At 69.2% G+C, this 15,647-nt stretch carries 18 protein-coding genes; 7 read left to right on the top strand and 11 right to left on the bottom strand.

Translation table 11 applies throughout. The features are described 5' to 3' along the window. Positions 1-65: 65 nt before the first annotated feature. Positions 66-1,562 carry a cysteine--tRNA ligase gene (gene cysS / locus CJZ80_RS10995; RefSeq protein WP_094513075.1) on the top strand — a complete coding sequence of 499 codons (1,497 nt, stop codon included), beginning with the start codon at positions 66-68 and terminating at the stop codon, positions 1,560-1,562. Between the two features lie 93 nt (positions 1,563-1,655). Here cysS and CJZ80_RS10990 read toward each other — a convergent pair whose 3' ends face one another. Next, a complete protein-coding gene (locus CJZ80_RS10990) occupies positions 1,656-1,874 on the bottom strand; it encodes a hypothetical protein (protein WP_094513074.1) in 219 nt (72 codons plus the stop codon). Between the two features lie 105 nt (positions 1,875-1,979). Between CJZ80_RS10990 and CJZ80_RS10985 the strand changes: the two genes are divergently transcribed. Both CJZ80_RS10985 and CJZ80_RS10980 read left to right on the top strand, forming a co-directional pair. Continuing rightward, positions 1,980-3,221: a 1-deoxy-D-xylulose-5-phosphate reductoisomerase gene (locus tag CJZ80_RS10985; RefSeq protein WP_094513073.1), complete on the top strand. Its 1,242-nt coding sequence runs from the start codon at positions 1,980-1,982 to the stop codon at positions 3,219-3,221. Next, positions 3,218-3,610: a ferredoxin gene (locus CJZ80_RS10980; RefSeq protein WP_094513072.1), complete on the top strand. Its 393-nt coding sequence runs from the start codon at positions 3,218-3,220 to the stop codon at positions 3,608-3,610. Before CJZ80_RS10985 ends, CJZ80_RS10980 begins: the two co-directional genes overlap by 4 nt. On the opposite strand, the gene CJZ80_RS10975 is transcribed toward CJZ80_RS10980, so the two are convergent. From CJZ80_RS10975 to CJZ80_RS15470, 3 genes are read right to left on the bottom strand one after another with little or no spacing between them, the layout of a single operon-like run. Beyond that, complete coding sequence (locus CJZ80_RS10975) at positions 3,589-4,632, bottom strand: alpha/beta fold hydrolase (RefSeq protein ID WP_094513419.1); 1,044 nt, start codon at positions 4,630-4,632, stop codon at positions 3,589-3,591. The two genes, CJZ80_RS10980 and CJZ80_RS10975, sit on opposite strands and share 22 nt — an antisense overlap. A 14-nt stretch (positions 4,633-4,646) precedes the next feature. Beyond that, positions 4,647-5,354 carry an SDR family oxidoreductase gene (locus tag CJZ80_RS10970; protein WP_094513071.1) on the bottom strand — a complete coding sequence of 236 codons (708 nt, stop codon included), beginning with the start codon at positions 5,352-5,354 and terminating at the stop codon, positions 4,647-4,649. Continuing rightward, positions 5,354-5,530, bottom strand: a complete 177-nt coding sequence (locus tag CJZ80_RS15470; RefSeq protein ID WP_198948295.1) for a hypothetical protein — start codon at positions 5,528-5,530, stop codon at positions 5,354-5,356. The genes CJZ80_RS10970 and CJZ80_RS15470 overlap by 1 nt, the downstream gene beginning before the upstream one ends. 160 nt (positions 5,531-5,690) lie before the next feature. Here CJZ80_RS15470 and CJZ80_RS10965 point away from each other — a divergent pair, with 160 nt between their 5' ends. After that, the gene (locus tag CJZ80_RS10965; RefSeq protein ID WP_233133031.1) at positions 5,691-7,262 is read left to right on the top strand and encodes a DEAD/DEAH box helicase; all 1,572 of its coding nucleotides are present in this window, start codon (positions 5,691-5,693) and stop codon (positions 7,260-7,262) included. Between the two features lie 39 nt (positions 7,263-7,301). Here the strand turns inward: CJZ80_RS10965 and infA are convergent, their stop codons facing one another. Then, on the bottom strand, positions 7,302-7,571 hold the full coding sequence (gene infA / locus CJZ80_RS10960; protein WP_094513069.1) for a translation initiation factor IF-1: 270 nt from the start codon (positions 7,569-7,571) through the stop codon (positions 7,302-7,304). Positions 7,572-8,644: 1,073 nt separating this feature from the next. On the opposite strand from infA, the gene CJZ80_RS10955 reads away from it, so the two are divergent. Further along, the gene (locus CJZ80_RS10955; RefSeq protein ID WP_233133030.1) at positions 8,645-9,325 is read left to right on the top strand and encodes a pseudouridine synthase; all 681 of its coding nucleotides are present in this window, start codon (positions 8,645-8,647) and stop codon (positions 9,323-9,325) included. A 22-nt stretch (positions 9,326-9,347) separates the two neighbouring features. Here CJZ80_RS10955 and CJZ80_RS10950 read toward each other — a convergent pair whose 3' ends face one another. The 4 genes from CJZ80_RS10950 to CJZ80_RS10935 form a co-directional block, all read right to left on the bottom strand. Then, complete coding sequence (locus CJZ80_RS10950) at positions 9,348-9,563, bottom strand: hypothetical protein (RefSeq protein WP_094513068.1); 216 nt, start codon at positions 9,561-9,563, stop codon at positions 9,348-9,350. Positions 9,564-10,127: 564 nt separating this feature from the next. Next, positions 10,128-11,090: an NAD(P)H-binding protein gene (locus CJZ80_RS10945; protein ID WP_094513067.1), complete on the bottom strand. Its 963-nt coding sequence runs from the start codon at positions 11,088-11,090 to the stop codon at positions 10,128-10,130. A 64-nt stretch (positions 11,091-11,154) separates the two neighbouring features. Continuing rightward, positions 11,155-11,253, bottom strand: coding sequence for a cytochrome b6-f complex subunit PetM (petM, locus tag CJZ80_RS10940; RefSeq protein ID WP_094513066.1), 99 nt, complete (start codon positions 11,251-11,253; stop codon positions 11,155-11,157). Between the two features lie 18 nt (positions 11,254-11,271). Beyond that, the gene (locus CJZ80_RS10935) at positions 11,272-12,306 is read right to left on the bottom strand and encodes a N2,N2-dimethylguanosine tRNA methyltransferase (RefSeq protein WP_233133029.1); all 1,035 of its coding nucleotides are present in this window, start codon (positions 12,304-12,306) and stop codon (positions 11,272-11,274) included. Positions 12,307-12,417: 111 nt separating this feature from the next. Between CJZ80_RS10935 and CJZ80_RS10930 the strand changes: the two genes are divergently transcribed. Next, positions 12,418-13,356, top strand: coding sequence for an alpha/beta fold hydrolase (locus CJZ80_RS10930; protein WP_369803055.1), 939 nt, complete (start codon positions 12,418-12,420; stop codon positions 13,354-13,356). Positions 13,357-13,427: 71 nt separating this feature from the next. Next, positions 13,428-13,958 (top strand): acetolactate synthase small subunit, encoded by a 531-nt coding sequence (ilvN, locus tag CJZ80_RS10925; RefSeq protein WP_094513065.1) that lies wholly within the window; start codon positions 13,428-13,430, stop codon positions 13,956-13,958. Between the two features lie 6 nt (positions 13,959-13,964). Here the strand turns inward: ilvN and CJZ80_RS10920 are convergent, their stop codons facing one another. Beyond that, positions 13,965-14,675, bottom strand: a complete 711-nt coding sequence (locus CJZ80_RS10920) for a peptidylprolyl isomerase (protein WP_094513408.1) — start codon at positions 14,673-14,675, stop codon at positions 13,965-13,967. Between the two features lie 5 nt (positions 14,676-14,680). Then, on the bottom strand, positions 14,681-15,292 hold the full coding sequence (locus tag CJZ80_RS10915; protein ID WP_094513064.1) for a photosystem I assembly protein Ycf4: 612 nt from the start codon (positions 15,290-15,292) through the stop codon (positions 14,681-14,683). Positions 15,293-15,647: the final 355 nt, after the last annotated feature.

Genomic DNA, 15,647 nt, shown 5'->3' with positions numbered 1-15,647 from the left:
GGTTCGCGCACACGGCCCCTGGCCACCCTCTGCCTTTCTCCTCCGGCCCCGGGCCGGCATGCCTCTTGACCCTGCGGCTCACCAACACCCTCACCCGCCGCCTTGAGGCCTTCGAGCCCCTGGTGCCGGGTCAGGTGTCGATCTACTGCTGCGGAGTCACGGTCTACGACCTCTGCCACCTGGGGCACGCCCGCAGCTATATCGCCTGGGATGTGCTGCGCCGCTATCTGCAGTGGCGGGGTTATGCGGTCACCTTCGTGCAGAACGTGACCGACATTGACGACAAGATCCTGGCCCGCGCCGCCGCCGAAGGCAGCTCGATGGAGGCGGTGAGCGAGCGCAACATCCGCGAGTTTCAGGTGGACATGGCTGCCCTGGGGATCCTGCCGCCCGACCGTCTGCCCCGGGCCACCCGCTGCCTTGACGGCATCCGCCGGATGATCGCGGAGCTGGAGGCCAGCGGCGCGGCCTATTCCGCCGATGGCGACGTGTATTTCTCGGTGCTGAAGAAGGCCGACTACGGCAAGCTCAGTGGCCGCAGCCTCGACGAGCAGCAGGAGGGGGCCAGCGGCCGCATGGGCGAAGCGGAAGAGGCCCGCAAGCAGCACCCCTTCGACTTCGCCCTCTGGAAAGGAGCCAAGCCGGAGGAGCCCAGCTTCCCTTCCCCCTGGGGGCCGGGGCGGCCCGGCTGGCACATCGAATGCTCCGCGATGGTGCGCCAGGAGCTGGGCGACACGATCGACATCCATCTGGGCGGAGCCGATCTGATCTTTCCCCACCACGAAAACGAAATTGCCCAGTCGGAAGTGGCCACCGGCCAGGCGCTGGCGCGCTTCTGGCTGCACAACGGCATGGTGAACGTGGGCGGCGAGAAGATGAGCAAGTCGCTCGGCAACTTCACCACGATCCGGGCCCTGCTGGACGGCGGCACCACGCCGATGACCCTGCGCCTGTTCGTGCTGCAGGCCCACTACCGCAAGCCGCTCGACTTCACCGCCGCCGCGCTGGAAGCGGCGGCCACCGGCTGGAAGGGGCTCAATGCGGCCCTGCTGGTGGGGGATCAGCACGCCGCCTCGCTCGGCTGGGCTGCCGCCGCCCCGGCAACCGCTGCCACGGGGATGGCCCCCCAAGCCGACGCCGACCCTGCCGCTCCGCTGGGAGAGGCCCGCCAGCGCTTCATCGACGCGATGGACGACGACCTGAACACGTCCGCCGCCCTGGCGGTGCTGTTCGAGCTGGCGCGGCCCCTGCGCTCGCTCGCCAATCGGCTGGAGCGAGGGGATGCCGCCGCCGCCCCGGACGACCTGCGAGAGCGTTGGCTGCTGCTGCAGGAGCTCAGCACCGTCCTGGGCCTGGTGGCGGAGCGGCCCGCCGCAGGGGCGACAGCACCCGGCGCGGACGGACCCAGCGAAACCGAAATCCAGGCGGTGATCGAGGCCCGCCGGCTGGCCAAGGCCAGTAAGGATTACGCCACCGCCGACGGCCTGCGCGACCAGTTGCGCCGTGCCGGCATCGAGCTGATCGACCGCCCCACCGGCCTCACCGAGTGGATCCGGAAGTAAGCGGCCCCGAACGCCTACGGCATCGGAATCGGCAGGCTTGAAATGGGCCCGCTTGGGATCGGCTGGCCCGGCTCCATGGTCAGCTGGAGCGGCTCAGGAATCAGCTGGCGGTGTGGGCCCTTTGCCCACCATCAGCTTCTCGATCTTGCGGATCCGCCCCAGGGTGGTCTGCCACACCTCCTGACGGAAGGGGTCGTCGGCCGGGCAGGCGGCCACCAGCGCCTCGATGTCCTCCTGGCGCTCGAAGGCGTCCCAGAGCTCCCGCTCCAGGCGGGCCCGCTCGATGAAGTTCCAGCGCTTGAGCCAGAGCACGGAACACCGCGGCAAGTGCGTTCAGTGTGACGCGCTGCAGACCCAGGCCGTCTGCCCTGCAGCCGGCAATGGGAGACTGGCGCCCTGCAGCGTCGGGCCGTTCTGATGAAAGCGATCAGCGTGCTGGGCTCCACCGGCTCGATCGGCACCCAGACCCTGGAGCTGGCCGAGGAATTCCCCGATCGCTTCAAGGTGGTGGGGCTCACCGCCGGACGCAACCTGCCCTTGCTGGTGGAGCAGATCGTGCGCCACAGCCCCGAAGTGGTGGCGTTGGCCGAGGGGGAGCTGCTGGCTGAGCTGAGCGCACGGCTCGATGCCCTGCCGAAGGAGCAGCAACCGCTGCGGCGCCCTGAGCTGCTGGGCGGCAACGAAGGGCTCTGCGCCGTTGCCTCCTGGGCCAGCGCCGATCTGGTGGTGACCGGCATCGTGGGCTGCGCCGGGCTGCTGCCGACCCTGGCGGCGGTGGAGGCGGGCAAGGATCTGGCCCTTGCCAACAAGGAAACCCTGATCGCCGCAGGGCCGGTCGTGCTGCCGGCGCTGAAGCGCAGCGGCAGTCGCCTGCTGCCGGCCGATTCGGAGCATTCCGCCATCTTCCAGTGCCTGCAGGGCACCCCCTGGGCCGACACCGCCCGCCTCTCCACCGGCGTTCCCACCCCGGGGCTACGCCGCCTCCAGCTCACCGCCTCGGGCGGTGCCTTCCGCGACTGGCCGGCCGCCGATCTGGCCAAGGCCACCGTGGCCGATGCCACCAGCCACCCCAACTGGAGCATGGGGCGGAAGATCACGGTGGATTCCGCCACCTTGATGAACAAGGGGCTGGAGGTGATCGAAGCCCACTACCTCTTCGGCCTCGATTTCGACCACATCGAGATCGTGATCCATCCCCAGAGCATCATCCACTCGATGGTGGAGCTGGTGGATTCGTCGGTGCTGGCGCAGCTGGGCTGGCCCGACATGAAGCTGCCGATTCTCTACTGCCTCAGCTGGCCGGAGCGGCTGGAAACCCCCTGGCGCCGCCTCGATCTCACCGAGGTGGGCACGCTCAGCTTCCGCGCCCCCGACGGCGCCAAGTATCCGTGCATGGCCCTGGCCTACGCGGCCGGCCGCGCCGGCGGCACGATGCCGGCGGTGATGAATGCCGCCAACGAGCAGGCGGTGGCCCTGTTCCTGGAGGAACGGGTGCACTTCCTCGACATTCCGAAACTGATCGAACAGGTCTGCGACCGCCACCGGGCCGACCTCAGCGCCGCCCCCTCGCTCGCTGACGTGCTGGCCGTTGATGCCTGGGCGCGCCAGGCCGTGCGGGAGGCCGCCGCGGCCACCGGCCGCACCCTGCTGACCGCATGAGCAGCGGCATCCTGCCGGCGTCAGCCGGCGTCGAGCGCCACCTGCTGCTCTGCGCCACCCCCACCAAGGCCCTGTGCGGTGATCCGGCGGTGGGAGCCGCCAGTTGGGCCCTGCTCAAGCGCCTGCTGCGCGAGCGCGGCCTGGAGGACCCGGGGCGCCCCCAGGGGGTGGTGCTGCGCTCCAAGGCCGACTGCCTGCGCGTGTGCGAAGGCGGGCCGATCCTGCTGATCTGGCCGGAAGGCCTCTGGTACGGCGGTGTGACGCCGGAGCGGATCGAGCGGATCGTGGACGACCACCTGATTGCCGGCCGTCCCATCGACGACTGGGTGATTCGCCGCACGCCGTTCGCCCCCACCGCCACCGGCGTTCAGGGGCTCCCCTGCACCTGATCCAGCAGCCAGCGCGTCACCAGCAGATCCGACCAGCTGCCCCCCGAGCCGTGGAAGCCGTTGTGGCCGCCCGCCTGACTGAGCACGATCTGCAGCGGTGAGGCCGGCGTGAGCCGCTCCTGCAACGCCACCGCGGGGGCAGCGGGCACCCATGGATCGTCGAGGGCATGCACCAGCAGCAGAGGGGGCAAAGGCCGCGCTGGAGGTTCTCCCGCCAGGCAGCCCTGCAGCAGCCAGAGCGGACTGGCGCCCGCGTAGTAGGCCTCCACAGACTCGAATCCCCAGCGCGGCGCGGTGATCAGGGCGTCGAAGGCGCGGATCGACTCCACCGCCTGCAGCTGGCTGCGCTGCCCGTCCTGCAGGCCACCGGGATCGGCCAGGGTCTGCTGGCGCAGGCGCTGCAGCAGCCAGCGCTCGTACAGGCGGTTGCGGGGCCGGCCGATGGCGGCCGAACTGCTGGCCAGATCGATCGGGGAACTCACGACCACCAGGCCGTCCAGCAATCCCGGGGCGGAGGCGTCGAGCAGGCCATTGAGCAGCACGGTGCCGCCGAGCGACAGCCCCACCCCCAGCAGAGGGCGGCCGGCGGCGAGGCTGCGGGCCTGCCGCAGCGCCGGGATCAGATCGCGGTTGCAGTGGGCGGCGTAGGTGCCCCGCGCCAGGCTCCGGCCCGCTCCCGCGCCGCGCAGGTTCAGCCGCAGCACGGCAAACCCCGCCTGCCGCAGGACATGCGCCAGCCGCAGCAGGCCGATGCTGCGGCTGGAGCCGCCCAGCCCATGCAGCAGCAGCACGAGGGCGTGGGGGCTGGCGGCGGAGCCGTCGGGGCCAGCAGCGGGGGCATCGAGGCAGCCGAGCAGGGCTTCGCCTCCGGGCAGCGCCAGCGGCACCGCCTGGGCCGACTCCGCCGGTAAGCGCTCTGGACGCAGCGTGTCGCGCAGGGTCTGGAGATCGGCGCCCCACCAGGGCGCCCGGGGCTGGAAGGGCGGCACGCCCAGGTGATCCAGCAAAGCCGCAGCAGTCAACGTCAACGGAGCGATCAGGCGCGCGCGGGGCTGGCGCCGGCCGCCCCCTCCAGCCACTGGGCCAGGGAGCTGGGCAGCAGGTCCTGGCTGCTGGTGATTTCGATGAGGCGACCGATGGAGGCGGGCGCTTCGACGGCATCGAGGCAGACGCGCGCCACCAGGCGGCGGGGAATGCTGTTGCTCTCCTGCTGGTCCGGACCGCTGAAGCGCAGCCCTTCGCGCTCGAGACCCTCCTCGCTTTCGCGCAGCCCACCGGGGCGGATCACGGTCCAATCCAGGCCGCTGCTCTCCAGCCAACGCTCGCCGACGCGCTTCCAGATCAGGATCAGGCCGAACAGGTTGAGCGGGTGAAACAGCCGGCCGCTGCAGAGCGAGCTCACCAGCACCACGCGCTTGACCCCGGCGGCACGGCAGGCGGCGATCTGGCTGCGGATCGCCAGCGCATCCACCTGCAGCGGACCGGTCAGGTCGATCGACGGGCGCGCGCCGGTGGCGATCACCAGCGCCTCCACGCCGGCGAGCGCCTGCTGCAGGGCGCTCTGGTCGGACAGTTCCAGCCGGATCAGCTCCGCCCCTTCCAGTCCTTCAGGGACGTTCGAGCCCGGCCGCAGGATCGCCCGCACCGAATAACCACGGCGGCGCGCTTCCTGTACGACCCGCCAGCCGGTCTTGCCGGAGGCACCAGTGACGGCCAGCAGTGTCGGAGTGGAAGGGAAGGGCATCAGAACAACGGCAGCAATTCCTGTTCCAGGCAGCGGGCCTGCACCACCGAGCCGAGATGGCGCAGCAGACGGACCCGCAGGATCACGGGGTCGATGTCGCACTCCTGCTGGAAACAACCCTCAAGGTGCTCACGGAGGAGGGGTTCCGGCAGACCGGACTCGGGGAACTCTCTCATCGGTGCCTCATCGGCGCGGAGAACAGCGGGGGCTGCAGGTCCTGGGGGGATGGCCTGAACGTAGGGGCGGAAGCGGGAAAAACCCTGGGAACAAACCCCCATTCTTTCCGCTCAGGCAGCCACAGCGAGGGGCGGCACAATGGCGCCACCGCAGGGAACCGTGGCCGCACCCTCCTTCGATCTTGGCAGGCGTGCCCCAGGCACCGCCACAGCCGCATCCGGAGCGGCGTCAGGAGCAGCGTCGGAAGCGGCGTCCGGCCCGGCCACCGGCGGCGGGCTCAGGCCGCGCCAGTGGCAACGCCAGCTGATCGACCTGATGCGGCGGCGGCTGGTGCGCGCCGGGCCGGAGGGCGAAGACGTGCTGGTGCATGCCGGGCCCGGAGCCGGCAAGACCCTGGGGGCGCTGCTGGGGTTCCAGCGCCTGCTGGCGGAAGGGCGGCTGAGCCATTTCCTGGTGTTCTGCCATCGCCAGTCGATCGCCAGCCAATGGCGCTCCTCCGCCGCACGCCTGGGCCTGGAGCTGGGGGAGCTCGATCTCGAAGCGAGCGCTGCAGGCGAAGGCAGTGGCAGTAGCGGCTGGAGTGGGATGGTCCCCGGCCAGGGGCTGCTGATCAGCTACCAGAGCGCGGCCCGGCACCGGCTGCAATTGGAGCGCGAGCTGGCGGGCCTTCAGGCCGGCAAGGTGCTGGCGATCGCCGATGAGGTGCACCACCTCGGCCTCGATCCCGACGATCCGGAAGCCACCGCCTGGAGCCATGCCTTCGGCCGCCTCAGCCGGAACTGCGTGATGCGCCTGGGGCTGAGCGGCACTCCGTTCCGCGCCGACAACCTCGGTTTCAGCGCCTCCCGCCGCATCGCCCGGCGGCAGGAGGGCGTGATCGTCGAGGAGATCGCCCCCGACCTGAGCGTGGAACCGCGCCAGTTGATTGATCAGGGGGACGTGCGGCCGCTGGAGTTCCGCTTCCAGGACGGTTGGGTCGACCACGGCCAGGCCAGCGCCGATGGGGCGCTGGCGGCAATTGAACTGGAGCGTTCGCCCCTTTCCGCCGAGCACCGGGAGAGCTGGCGCGCCCGCAACCTGCGTCGGGCGATCCGCCTGGGGGATCCCAGCAGCATTGCCCTGCGGGTGCTGCTTCAGGCGAGGCGCAAGCTCGAAACACTTCGCAACACCGACCATCCCGAGGCCGGCGGCCTGGTGATCGCCCGCGACATCGCCCATGCCCGCGGCCTCTCCGGACTGCTGGAGGAACAGGGCGACCAGGTGCTGCTGGTGCATTCGCAGGATCCGGAGGCGGCCCAGCGGCTGGCGGACTTTCGCGCCGGTGGCGCCGACTGGCTGGTGAGCATCGACATGTGCGCCGAAGGTTTCGATGCCCCCCGCGTGCGGGTGGTGGCCTACCTGACCACCGTGGTCACCCGCAGCCGCTTCGTGCAGGCGATTACGCGGGCCGTCCGCGTCGATGGCCAGCGGGCGGAACAGGAAACGATCCCAAGGCACCCCTCCTATGTGTATGCGCCCGCCGACCCTTTGCTGGTCAGCTATGCGCGCACCTGGTCGGTGGCAGAGCCCTATCTGATCCAGCCGAAGCCCATGCCGGAGGAGCCCGGGGCCGCGGCGGGTGGACGCGCGCCTGGGTTGCCACTGGAGGCCCTGCGCGATGAAGCCGGCGAGGTGATCCGGCTGCGCGGGCCCCAGCTGCCCGGCTTCCTGCACACCCGTCAGCGCGCCTGAAGCGGTGGGCACGCAGGGTGGCGTGTCAGCGCAGGGGTTTCAGCGGCGGCGCGGGCCGCCCGGACGGTTGCCACCCGGGCGCGGGCCCGTGGCACCGGCGTTGCGTTCCCGGTAGGTGATGCGGCCACGGGTGAGGTCATAAGGGCTGATCTCGACCAGCACCTTGTCACCGGCCAGCAGCTTGATGCGGAACTTGGTGAGCTTGCCTGCAGCACGGCACAGGCACTGGTGGCCAGCGGGCTGATCGAGGGTCACCAGGTAGAAACCATTGCCCTGTTCCTTCTCGATCACGCCCGAGGTTTCGATCATGCGGAGCGGGTGCTCAATCTGTAGGAGAAGGCACAGCTTAAATTGGCGCCTCTCCCCCCCTCCAGGCCGGCCCCTCTCCACACCGGTAAGCAGCGCAACTCCTGAACCACAAGCTGAGCATCACGCCTGAGCCAGCAGAGTGCCCGCCCTGCGCCAGCTGAGCAGTGCCCCCGAGCCAGCGGACCACTGGCCCAGTGACGCCCCGAGCAAGCCACACCGGCAACAGGCCCTACCCCCAGCAGCATCAGACCCAAACCTCAGTGGCACGCAGGCCGAAACCCCGCCGACCTGCTACCACAACGCTGTCGCCCCCCAACCCCTAGGGTCTGCGATCGCTCCGGGGCCAAGCCTTGATCGTTCCTTCCCTGTCCCTCGATCTGGGCTTGCTGCTGATTTCCATCGGCGCAGTGAACCTTTGGCGCGCACGCCGCAGCGCCAGCTGAGTGGCGATGAGCCTGCCTGCGCAATCCAGCTTGCTGCCTGGATCTGCCTCAGGCCAATGACTGGGCTGGTTCCGCATCGGAAGGCTGGCTGAACGGGGTGGAGCCACATGGGACTGGGCTCCTCTGGGTGGATCACAGCCGCCGGGGCCCGGTCAGGGTTTGGCTCGCGGGCCCGATCTGATTGAGTTCCGAAACCAGAAATGAACTCCGGCAGGTTGCGCCAGATGGGGGCCAGTGCCATGGCTTGCCTGGCGGCATCAGCCAGCTGGTTCAAGCCAGCTCAGGAGCCTGTGAGGCACTGCCTACCGGCTTTGAGCTTCCGTCTGCTGCCCGCAAGCCTTGGAGCTGAAGACTGGAAGCTGTCTCCATCAAGCTGTCGCCTTCCTGCAGTGGCCATCAAGCAGTTGTCATCAAGCAGAGGGCTCCAAACTGTCCCCTACCAGCTTTGATCTGCAAGCCATGGCCTTCCTGCGGAGGTCCATGGCGATGGACTCCATGCTGTGGCCGTTCTGCTGTGGCCGATCTGCTGTGGCCTTCGTGCGGTGGGCTCCATGCTGGTGCCTGAGGCCAGAGGGCGACGCACACCATTCCACTCCAACCACCGCCACCAACAGCTAACGAGCAACGACCGTGCCCACCCTGCTGTTCCACAAGCCCTACGGCGTGCTCAGCCAGTTCACGGCAGAACCGGGCAGCCCATGGGTGCACCTGGCAGAGTTCATCCCGGTGCGGGAGGTCTACGCCGCCGGACGGCTGGATGCCGACAGTGAGGGACTGCTGCTGCTCACGAGCGTGGGCCGCCTGCAGCAACGGCTCACCGATCCCCGCTGGGGACACTGGCGCCGCTACTGGGTACAGGTGGAAGGGGAGCCCACCCCGGCCGGGCTGGCCGCCCTGCAAGCGGGGGTGACCATCCAGGGCCAGCGCACCCTGCCCGCCCGGGCCCGGCTGCTGGCGGATCCCGGCCTGCCGCCACGGGATCCACCGATCCGTGAGCGGCGCGCCATTCCCACCAGCTGGCTGGAACTGGAGCTGCGCGAGGGGCGCAATCGGCAGGTGCGCCGCATGACCGCGGCAGTGGGATGGCCCACCCTGCGGCTGATCCGCACCGCCATCGACCTGATGGACGGTCAGCCGCCGCTTGATCTGATCGACCTGCCGGCCGGCCAGTGGCGCCCGGTGAGCCAGGCGGAGGAGGAACGCTTGCAGCGGCTGCTCCTGCTTGCTTCCGCCCAGAGCGACGGTCCCGTCCGAGGGCGAGGCGGACGGGCCGGTGGCGGGAAATCCGGGCGCAACGGCGGTGGCGGATAGGGAGGCTTGGCATCCATGCCGCTCAGCCGATCACCTGTTGCAGCTCCCGCACCGTTTGCAGTTGGCCGTAGTAGTAGTTCGCTCTGGAGCGCCGATCGGGATCCTCCAGCGCGTCGAGGGCATCAAATCCCAGGCTCTGCCACAGCTCATGGCCGCAGGCACGATTCAACTCCTGCACCGATTCCTGCTCCAGGTTGGCGAGACGCCGCTGCAGGTTCTTGATCTGAGCAATCGACATGGGGCGAACAGGGCCGGGGGGTGAAAGAGGCAGGAAGCGGGGGAGAGACCCAGCAGGGGCGCCGGAGAGGCGCGGCAGGAACTGAGAAGTGACGAGGGAGAGGCCTGGGGAGGAGGAGCCCAGTGGACAGGGAGCAGCCTTGCAGCGGATGGGCAGCAGGGAAGCGACTGGGGGAAAAGACGCAGGAAGTGAAAGGGGGCGAACTGGAGCCAGCGTCAGCGGACCAGCCCCCTCAGCCAATGTCCGCCCCATCAGCCACTGCGCCGCCTCACTCCACCACTGGCCCACTCACACAACCACTGGGCCGCCTGATTCAGCCACTGGACTTCCTGCTTCAACCACTGGGGCTCCTCCAGCCCTTCAAACGGCCTCCCCAATTCTCCTGCCATAGTACAGATGAACTTACCCCAGCTGTATCACCCAGCCAGGCTTCCGGGTCTGCGATGTGGCCAAAGCCTGGGAACAATTCCAACCGCAGCCATGGACGGGCCATGTACAGACAGGACAGACAGGAAAGTCAGAAAGACGCGGCCAGACAGTCAGGTGCGGCCAATCGCCTGAAGCTCAGAAGGGAAGCTTCTTCTTGGCGCTCTTGTCGAGATCGGCCTCCATCTCGCGCAGACGCCGCAGGATCGTGTCGTAATACTCCTTGAGGTAGTCCTCCAGGCGGGTGGTAGCGGCCGGGTCCAGCCCGAAGGCGGCATAGCTCTCCTCCATCGGTGCCTCCAGGCTCTGGCCTCCCCCTGTCACGTCGGCGAAAGCCAGCCGTTCAGCCACCTGCACCCCGGGCTCGAAGAACGACGCCAGACCCTGCATCAGACGGATCAGGAAGGGCCGCACACGGAACACGCGAGCCGATCGCCCGCTGTAGCGCTCGCACAGCTGGGTGACTTCCCCGGTGTTCCAGGCCTTCGGCCCCACCACAGGAAAGGACTGGCGGATCGTTTCGTCATGGCTCAGGGCCGCCACCGAAAATCGGGCTACGTCCTGGGTGTTCATGTAGGCGATCGGCGTGGGCGTTCCGCTCACCCACACCGTCTGGCTTTCGAGCACCGGGATGGCGAACTGACCGATCACCCCCTGCATGAAGGCCACGCAGCGCAGGATCGTGTAATCCAGTTGGGAGGCCGCCAGCAACTGCTCGGTGCAGTATTTGATATCCATCAGCGGCACGTTGCGGTGCTGCGCCGCCTCCAGCAGCGACACGAACACGAAGCGCTTCACGTTGGCCGCTTCGCAGGCCCGCACCAGATTGAGCTTTCCCTGCCAGTCGATCGTGTAGATGCCGGCACTGTCGGTGGGGCGGGCGGTGGCCGCATCGATCACCGCTTCCTGGCCCTCAAGGGCGTAGGCGAGGCTGTCGGGTTCCAGCAGGTCACCACGGGTGAGCTCGCAGCCCCATTCCTGCAGGAACGAGGCCTTGCGAGGGGAGCGCACCATGCAACGCACCTGATGCCCCTGCTCCAGCGCGTGCCGGGCGATCTGGCGGCCGAGAGTTCCTGTGGCGCCGACGACCAGAACCTGCATGAACCACCGGTGGATAGGGCGCTGAGCCTAAAGCTGAGGCAGGGGGCGACGCGCCGCAGGCGGCTCAGTCTTTCTGCAGCTTGAGCAGCAGGGCACCGCCGGCCAGACCCACGGGGATGAGCACCCAGAAGATCGCCGCGATGCCGAAGATTTCAGAGGCCATGGCCCATTGGGAAAACGGCTACCTATTTAGCGCCCCGGCCCGTTCGAGCACCAGTGGCCAGGGGGCATCGGTCCGGAACTGGCCGGGCATCACCCCACTGGCGCAGGCCTCCCATCCCTGGTTGTTCAGGTCTGCGAGCAGTACCTGCAACCGCGGCGGACCGCCCCCCAGGCGCCGGCCCAGCTCGGCCAGGGGCCAGCAGCGCGCGGGCAGGCCCGCGTCGGCGGCGAGGCTGCCCAACAGGCGGGCGGCAGCACGGCAGAGCGAAGCATCCTCCGCCGCAGTGGCAGCACGGATCGCCGTGAGCGTGGCGGGATCCTGCAGCGGACCGATCCAGAGCGGGCCACTCACCGCCAGCGCGGCCGCAGGCTCGCAGCACACCTGCCACTGGCGCAGGCGCAGCAGGCTCTGCACCTGCTGCTCACCGCAGTGGTGGCAGTGCGCCAGCAGGCCGAGCTGCCGTTCCTCGCCCGCCAAGGGCCGGCGCAGGATCCGCACCGCCGTGCGGAACGTGCGGCCCTCACTAAAGCTGAACACCGGCTGCAGGCCCCGCCCCATGGCCCAGGCCGTGCGGGCGATCACCCCCAGCTGCAGGCGCAGCGCCAGCTCCCAGCTGGCCGGGTGGGCCCGCGCCGCAGCCCCCAGGGTGCGCACGGCGGCAGAACGGTCGTGGCCGGTGGGGGAGCGGCCATCAGTGCTGGCCACGTAGAGCACACCGCCGAAAGCCACCGCCTCCAGCGCCAGCGGCAACAGGGGAGTGGGACAGCCGAAGGCGTCAAGATCAACGAGCTCGAAGCGCTCCTGCCGCTGCAGGCAACCCGCTAGCAGCTGCTGGGCGGTGAGGGCGGAGCAGCACAACTCCAGCCCCGGGCGATCCGCCAGGGGGGCAAGGTTGGCGTGCAGCAGCGGCTGACGGTCGGGATCGGCGTCGTTGGCCCACACCAGCTGGGCCGGGCTCTCCTGGCCGTAGCGCAACGCCCGGATGCCGCAGCCTGTCATGAGGTCGAGCACCCGCAGGGGGCCCGCCAGGCTGAGCTGGCGCGCCAGCAGCACCCCCAGATCACGGGAGGGCCGGGATTCCGGCCGGAAGAACCCCTGACCCGTGCACAGCGCTGCTGAAGCTTCGCAATAGTGAGAGGTGTCTTGCGTGAACCCGCTCCGTTGGTGACATCCCTGGGCCAGCCTGTCGCAACGGCCGGACCCGACTGGGGCCGCGCGGCGGTGTGGCGATGGCGCGGGCTCGACTGCCACTGGCGCGTGCTGGGCGATCCGGACGGGCCACCACTGCTGCTGCTGCATGGCTTCGCCGCCGGCAGCGGCCACTGGCGGGCCACCGCCGGCCCACTGGCAGCCGCAGGCTGGTGCGTCTATGGCCTCGATCTGATCGGCTTCGGCGCCTCGGCCCAGCCGGCGATGCGCCTCGACAACCGGCTCTGGGCCCGTCAGGCCCAAAGGTTTCTTGAACAGGTGGTGCAACAGCCGGCCGTGCTGATCGGGCACTCGCTGGGAGGGCTGGTGGCACTCAGCTGCGGGGTGTTCTTTCCCGCCTGGGTGCGGGGGGTGGTGGCCGCACCGCTGCCGGATCCCACTTTGCTGATGCCCGTGCCGGCGCGGCGGGCGCCATGGCTGCGCTGGCTGCAACGCCGGGCGGTGGTGTGGCTCTGCCGGCTGCTGCCGCTGGAGCTGCTGGTGCCCCTGATCGCCCGCACGCCGCTGCTGGATCTGGGCATCCAGTCGGCCTACAACTCGCCGGTGATCGGCGACAGCGCCCTGCACCAGCTCATCGCCCGTCCGGCACGTCGCCCCACCGCCGCCTGGGCCCTACGCGGCATGAGCATCGGTATGGCGCTGCGCCCCCGTGGAGCCACCGCAGCGGTGCTGCTGCAGCGCCTGCGCCGGCCGCTGCTGGTGCTGTGGGGGGAAGCCGATCGGTTGGTGCCGATCGAGGTGGCCGCCGAGATGCGGAAGCTCCGGCCCGACCTCGAACTGCACAAGCTGGAGGGGGTGGGCCATTGCCCACACGACGAAGATCCCGCCACGGTCGATCGCCTGCTGCAGGCCTGGCTTCGCCGTCTGCCACCCCGGCCCGAGGATCCCCGCTGAGCACCCGGCCCTGAGGGCCGTGAGGCCAGCGCGTAATTTGGGAAGCTGATCGCCTGCTGTGCCCGCCGGGAATGAAGCACACCCTCTCGGTGCTGGTGGAGGACCAATCCGGTGCCCTCAGCCGGATTTCTGGATTGTTCGCCCGCCGCGGCTTCAACATCGAGAGCCTGGCGGTGGGCCCGGCCGAGCAGCGGGGCGTCTCGCGCCTCACCATGGTGGTGGAGGGCGACGATCGCACGCTCGAGCAGATGACCAAGCACCTCAACAAGCTGGTCAACGTGCTCAACGTGATCGACCTCTCCACGATTCCTGCGGTGGAGCGCGAACTGATGCTGCTCAAGGTGGCGGCGCCGGCCGAGAGCCGAGCCGCCATCCTGGATCTGGTGCAGGTGTTCCGCGCCAACGTGGTGGACGTGGCCGACAACGCCCTGATCCTTGAGGTGGTGGGCGACCCGGGCAAGCTGGTGGCTCTCGAGCAGATCCTCGAGAGCTACGGAATCCTCGAAATCGTGCGCACCGGAAAAGTGGCCCTAGAGCGGGCCTCCGGTGTGAACACCGCCTACCTCAAGACCACCGCCTCAGAGAAACGGGTGCCGGCCTGAGGCGCCTCAGGGCTGACCCTTCACCAGGGTGCCGCCCTCGATCACGCTGGCCTTCACCAGCTTGTCTCCCTGCTGGATGCGGTCCACCACGTCCATGCCCTTCACCACGCGGCCGAACACGGCGTAGCGGCCGTCGAGCTCGGGAAGCGGCCGCAGAGCCACGTAGAACTGCGCACTGGCGGAGTTGGGGTCCTCGGAGCGGGCCATGGCGATGGCACCGCGCTCGTGCACGAGCCGCAGCTGCGCTGCATCCGCCGGATCGGTGAGCTGCTCGCCGTAGCGGGGAGTGGCCTTGCCCTTCATGCCCAGTTCCAGCGGAATGAAGCGGGGCTGACCGGTGCTGGGGTCCACGAAGCTGCCGGTGCCGAACAGCTCGGGACTCACGCCGGGGGTGGCGCTCTGGGGGTCACCGCCCTGCACCACGAACGGTGTGGGCTGGTTCACCACCCGGTGAAAGACAGTGTTGTTGTAGGTACCGCGGCGCACCAGGTCGACGAAATTGCCGGCGGTGAGCGGGGCATCGGCGCCATTGAGCTCCACGACCACATCGCCGCGGCTGGTCTGGAGCGACACCACGGCCTTGCCGCTCAGGCAGGGGCTGGCGGCAGAGGCACAACCGAGAGCGGCCTGGCTCTGATCGCTGCCGCAAGCGCTGAGGCCGAAGGGTGTGAACAGCAGCAGGCTCACCAGAAGGGTGCGGGTGAGCGAGAACGCCATCGTGTTCATACGCCCTCGAGAGGCACCTTGAGGAAGCGGGCGAGTTCCGCGCCGCTCTGCTCCAGCTCGGCCAGAGGCAGCGGTTCGCCCACCCGGGTGAGGGGCAGGTCGCGGCGCCCCTGCACACGCAGGGCAAGACGACGGCGCGGGTTAAGGCCGTCGCGCACGTCCACCTTGACGGCCTGAATCTCGCGCAGGGGCAGCTCGAAGCTGATCAGGCTGCGGAAGCCGCGGCGGCTGATCGTGGCCGTGCCGCTGCTGCGATCGAAGCGGTTGGCACCGGCGCCCACGTCGATGCTGATCACGCTCCAGAGATAGAGGGCGAGCAACAGGGCTGCCACGCCATAGGCCCCCATCACCAAGCCCTGTGGAACCCAGGCAAGGCTGGCGGGGTGCCCGATCGGCAGCAGATCGATCCCCAGCCGGCTCGAGAGGCTGGTGAGCAGGAAGCCAGCGCCTCCAGCACTCACGGCCGAGGCCACCAGCAGGTTGGAGAGGCGCCGGGATCCCTGCACCGACTGCTCAAGCACATCGGCGGGATCGCTGGCGCGGGGAGCTGGACTGGTGGCCGGGTCGGGGCGCGGCGGAGTGCCGGCGGAGGAAGAAGCCGGGGGCATGGGAGCGGGGGTGGTGGCGGAAGACTTGCCATCCTCGCCTCCGTGCCGCGAGGCTGTGGAAAAGCGAAGAGGGGACCAGCGAAAAGGTTGCTGGGTTCGGCACCATGCAGCCGCCGCTGGGCAATCAGAAGAATTGCTTAAGAACGCTGGCTGCGGCAAGGGTGTCAGCCCATTTCGGGCTTCCTCGCAGCGGTGGGTTTCGTTGTTACGATCCTGCGGTATCCCTCAGCTTGGCGGGATTTCCGCACTTTTTCTTCCCATGACGATTGCTGTAGGGCGCGCGCCTTCGGCTCGGGGATGGTTCGACGTCCTCGATGACTGGCTCAAGCGCGACCGCTTCGTGTTTGTCGGCTGG

This window comes from Synechococcus sp. MW101C3 (genome assembly GCF_002252635.1).
GTDB lineage: Bacteria > Cyanobacteriota > Cyanobacteriia > PCC-6307 > Cyanobiaceae > MW101C3.
The sequence above is the reverse complement of the archived record's forward strand: the minus strand, read 5'-3'. Positions and strand labels throughout refer to the sequence as shown.